Below are 4,428 nucleotides of genomic sequence, written 5' to 3'. Positions count from 1 at the left end.
CTGCACGCCGATGCCCACGGCGAGCACCGCAGCGGCGGCGGTGCCGATGGCCCAGGTCGGCAGCCACGGCAGGATCCGTTTCCGCGAGCTAGCGCGCGGGCGCTCGCCGGGAGCGGCGGCGACCGCGTCGGTCGCCGCCGCCAGGATGGCCGCGTCCAGCCGCGACGGCGGTTCCCCGGCCGGCAGGGCGCGCAGGACCCGGGCCAGGGCGACCTCGTCGTCCTGGAGCGGCTGCTTGCGCGGGTCCTGCGGCTGGGTCACGGGGACTTCAATCCTGGCTGATCGCGACGCCCGGGTCGCGGGCGGGGCTCAGGCTGCGCGCCTGCGCCAACAGTTGCAAGAATTCACCGCGGTAGCCCCAGGCGTCATTGCCGCGGGCGCTGCGCGCCAGCGCCTCGACCTGGTCCCAGGTGAAGCCGTTGGTGTTGCCGCCGCCGCGCAGCAGGTCGGCGTAGGCCGCCACCGCGGCGGCGAAACGCAGGTCCTCGCTGGCCTCCATCCGCACGTCGCGGCGGGTGACCGGGCGCTCCACCAGCACGCTCTTGTCCTCGCCGGGACGCTTGTAGCGCAGCTTGAGGAAGGCCAGCTCGGTGCCCTTCGGGTCCGCGGCGGCCGGCGTCGCGTAGCGCAGCGGATCGCTGGATTCGCAGCCCATGCCGACCAGGCAGACTTCGTACAGCGCGGTCACGTCGTGGCCCGCGCCGATCTCGCCGGCGTCGACCTGGTCGTTGTTGAAGTCCTCGCGGGCCAGCGTGCGGTTCTCGTAGCCGATCAGCCGGTACTCCGCGACCTGGGCCGGGTTGAACTCGATCTGGATCTTCACGTCGCTGGCGATGGTGAGCAGGGTCGAGCCCATTTCCTCCACCAGCACCTTGCGGCCTTCCATCAGGTTGTCGATGTAGGCGTGGTTGCCGTCGCCGAGGTCGGCCAGCTTCTCGGCCAGCGCATCGTTGTAATTGCCGGTGCCGAACCCGAGCGTGGTGAGGGCGACGCCGGACTTCCGGCCGGTCTCGACCTTGGTCTCGAGCGCGCGCTGGTCGTAGATGCCGACGTTGAAGTCGCCGTCGGTGGCCAGCACGATGCGGTTGACGCCGCCCTCGATGAACGCCTGCTGGGCCATCGCGTAGGCCAGGTCGATGCCCTCGCCGCCGTTGGTGGAGCCGCCGGCCTCGAGCTGGCCCAGGGCGGCCAGGATCTCGCCGTGGCGGTCGCCCGGCGTCGGCGGCAGCACCAGGCCGGCGCTGCCGGCATAGACCACGATCGACACGCGGTCCTGCGCGCGCAGGCGCGGCACCAGCTGGCGGAAGCTTTCCTTGAGCAACGGCAGCTTGTCGGGCGAGCTCATCGAACCCGAGGTGTCGATCAAGAACACCAGGTTGGAGGCGGGGATGTCCTTGGCGGGAACCTCGTAGCCCTGGATGCCGACCTGCATCAGCAGTTTCTTTGCATGCCAGGGCGACGGGGCCAGCTCGGTGTGCACGCTGAAGGGCTGGCTGCGGTCGGCCGGCGGCGCGTAGGAATAGTCGAAGTAGTTGATCATCTCCTCCACGCGCACCGCGTCCTTCGGCGGAAGCTGGCCCTGGGCCAGCATGCGGCGCACGTTGCTGTAGCTGCCGGTGTCGACGTCGATGGAGAAGGTGGACACCGCGTTCTCGGCGGTGCGGACGATGCCGTTGTCCTCGAACTCGGCGTAATTCTCGGTGTTGGCTTCCGGCGGCGCGACCATGAGCGCAGGCGCGCCGGCGAAGGCCGCGACCGGCGCCGGCGGGGGCGGGGGCGCCATGGCCATCTGGCGCTGGGCGCTGGCGTCGCGCACGCGGGCGGCGGTGACGGTGATCGACTCGAGTTCGGCGGAAGCGTCGGCCTGGGCCTGCTCCGCGACGACTTCGGACTTCTTGGTGCAGCCGGCGGCGACGGCGAGGGCAAGGCAGCTGATCAGTAGCGGGCGCATGGTGGAGCTCCTGTCTGGGGTGGCACTGCCTTCAACGTGCCGGTGCGGGAAACGGGGTTGGCCGGTCATGGGCGCAGCCTCGCGCGCAGCTTGTCCATGGCGTAGCGCAGCCGCGACTTGACGGTTTCGCGGCCGACGCCGGTGATCTCGCCAATCTCTTCAAGGCTCAGCTCCTGCTCCAGCCGCAGCAGCACCACCTCGCGCTGGTCGTCGGGCAGCTCCTCCAGCGCCAGCTGCAGCCGTCGGCGCTCCTCGAAGGCCGACAGGCTGCGCTCGGGCGAGTCGGGGTCGGGCAGCCGTTCGGCGAGCTCGGTGGCGTCGCCGGGCGCTTCCGGGCGGTGCTGCTTCGCCCGCCAGTGGTCGGTCACCCGGTTGTGGGCGATCTGGTAGAGCCAGGTCGCGAACTTCGCCTCGGGGCGGTAGCGCTCGCGGGCGGTGATCACGCGCTGCCAGGTGTCCTGGAAGAACTCCTCCGCCAGGGCCGCGTCGCGCAGCTGGCGGGTGAGGTGCCGGAACAGCGGCCCGCGATGGCGGGCGTAAAGGGTCTGGAAGGCCCCGACGTCGCCGGCCCCGTAGGCCAGCATCAGCGCTTCGTCGGTGGGCTCCTCCTGCATGCCCGGAAGCCTACGGGCTTTCGGCAGGCGCGAGAAGCCGGCCAGCCGCCGCTCACGTTGGCGGGTGGGGCCGGGTTTAGACTGCCGGCATGGCGCGACGCCTCTTCCACGACTCCGACGACGGCAGTGGTCCTGCCGGGCCGCGGGGCGGCTGGCTGCTGCCCGGGCCGCACTGGTGGGCGGCGCTGGCGGTGCTGGTGCTGGGCCTTTACTTCAGCTTCAACACGCTGCAGACCGAGCGGGGCCGCGACCTCAGCGAGCGGCAGGCCGAAGTGCAGGCCGACCTGTCGGATTTCCGCGCGCGGCTGGAGACGGACATCTACGCGAGCGTCGCCCTGGTGCGCGGGCTGGCGGTGCAGGTGGTCCTGAACGAGGGCATCACCGACGCCGAGTTCCAGGCCATCGCCGAAGAGCTGCTGCGCGGCCAGCCGCACATCAACAACCTTTCCTTGGCGCCGGGCTTCGTCATCACCGACATCTACCCCCTGGCGGGCAACGAGGCGGCGCTGGGGCTGGACCTGCTGGCGGACGCGGAGCAGAAGCACGCCGTGTTCCAGGCCATCCGCCTCGACGAACCGGTGCTGGCCGGGCCGTTCGACGCGGTGCAGGGCGGCAGCGTGCTCGCGGTGCGCATCCCGCTGTGGGTGGACGTGGACGGCGTGCCGCGGCTCTGGGGCGCCGTCAGCATGATCCTGGACCACGAGCGGATGCTGCGCCGCGCCGGCATCACCAAGCTGGAGAAGGAGCTGCAGCTGTCCATCATCGGCCGCGACGCCTCCGGGCCGGGCGGCGACCCCATTCGTGGCGAACGCATCCCGCTGGGCGCCGACGCCGTGAAGGTGCCGGCCTTCCTGCCCGGCGGCAGCTGGCTGCTCTCGGCGGTCCCGCGCGAGGGCTGGCATGCGCCAGGAACCTGGCTGTCGCCGCGGTTCCTGGTGCGGCTCGGGCTGAGCCTGCTGGCCTCGCTGGCCGTGGCGCGCATCCTGCACGACCGCCGCCGCATCAAGCACCTCGCCGGCTCCGACGCGCTGACCCAACTGCCGAACCGGCGCTGGGCGCTGCGACACCTCGACCGGATGATCGCGCGCGGCCAGCGCGGAGGCCCCGGCTTTGCCCTGATGTCGCTCGACCTCGACGGCTTCAAGCCGGTCAACGACACCCACGGCCACGCCGCCGGGGACCGCCTGCTCTCCGAGTTGGCGCGACGGCTGGCGGATGCGGTGAGGCCCGGCGACATGGTCGCGCGCATGGGCGGCGATGAATTCCTGGTGCTGGTGCCGATGCCGCCCGGTACCGACGACGACTGGGTGCGGGCGATGGCTGCGCGGATTCGCGAGGCGATCCGTCAGCCGGTGCCCATCGGCGACCACTGGATGATGGTGGGTACCAGCATCGGCATCGCCCGGTTCCCCGACGATGGGGGCAGCGCCGAAGTGCTGCTGCATCTGGCCGACGAGGCGATGTACCGCGCCAAGCAGGGCGGCGGGCCGGGCATTGCCTTCCACGCGCCGGTGCCGGCGCGCGACTGACGTACCCGCTTCAGTCCGGATCGGGTTCGACCCGCAGCCGCAGCCGGCCTTCGGCCAGCCGCGCCTCGAGCGTGTCGCCGGCGCGCACCTGGGCGGCGCGCCTGACCACCGGCCCACCGTCGCCCTCGCGCAGGATGCTGTAGCCGCGGGCCAGGGTCGCCAGCGGGCTGACGCTGGCCAGGGCACGGGCCAGGCCGGCCAGGCGCAATTGGCGCGGCGGCAGCAGGCGGTCGGGGGCGTTGGCCAGTGCCTTGCCCAGCAGCTGCAGGCGATGGCGCTGCTCCTGGAGGCGACGGCGCGGGTGCTGCTGGTCGAGCCGGCGCAGCACGCGGGC

At 72.0% G+C, this 4,428-nt stretch carries 4 protein-coding genes and 1 pseudogene; 1 reads left to right on the top strand and 4 read right to left on the bottom strand.

All coding sequences use genetic code 11. From position 1 onward, the window contains the following. From Q0C12_RS14685 to Q0C12_RS14675, 3 genes and pseudogenes are all read right to left on the bottom strand, one after another. Window positions 1-261 (bottom strand): annotated as a pseudogene (locus Q0C12_RS14685) (hypothetical protein); the annotation flags it as partial. Between the two features lie 7 nt (window positions 262-268). After that, complete coding sequence (locus Q0C12_RS14680) at window positions 269-1,951, bottom strand: VWA domain-containing protein (protein WP_290891504.1); 1,683 nt, start codon at window positions 1,949-1,951, stop codon at window positions 269-271. A gap of 65 nt (window positions 1,952-2,016) precedes the next feature. Then, window positions 2,017-2,565, bottom strand: coding sequence for an RNA polymerase sigma factor (locus Q0C12_RS14675; RefSeq protein ID WP_290891502.1), 549 nt, complete (start codon window positions 2,563-2,565; stop codon window positions 2,017-2,019). 89 nt (window positions 2,566-2,654) lie between these two features. On the opposite strand from Q0C12_RS14675, the gene Q0C12_RS14670 reads away from it, so the two are divergent. Then, the gene (locus tag Q0C12_RS14670) at window positions 2,655-4,094 is read left to right on the top strand and encodes a diguanylate cyclase (protein ID WP_290891500.1); all 1,440 of its coding nucleotides are present in this window, start codon (window positions 2,655-2,657) and stop codon (window positions 4,092-4,094) included. A gap of 10 nt (window positions 4,095-4,104) precedes the next feature. On the opposite strand, the gene Q0C12_RS14665 is transcribed toward Q0C12_RS14670, so the two are convergent. Continuing rightward, on the bottom strand, window positions 4,105-4,428 hold a 324-nt coding region (locus tag Q0C12_RS14665), incomplete at its 5' end, for an exodeoxyribonuclease VII large subunit (RefSeq protein ID WP_290891498.1).

Origin of the sequence: Arenimonas sp., from assembly GCF_022842045.1 — a bacterium.
In the GTDB taxonomy this organism is placed as follows: Bacteria; Pseudomonadota; Gammaproteobacteria; order Xanthomonadales; family Xanthomonadaceae; genus Arenimonas.
Note: the sequence above shows the minus strand (reverse complement) of the source record. Positions and strands in the feature narration are given on the sequence as shown.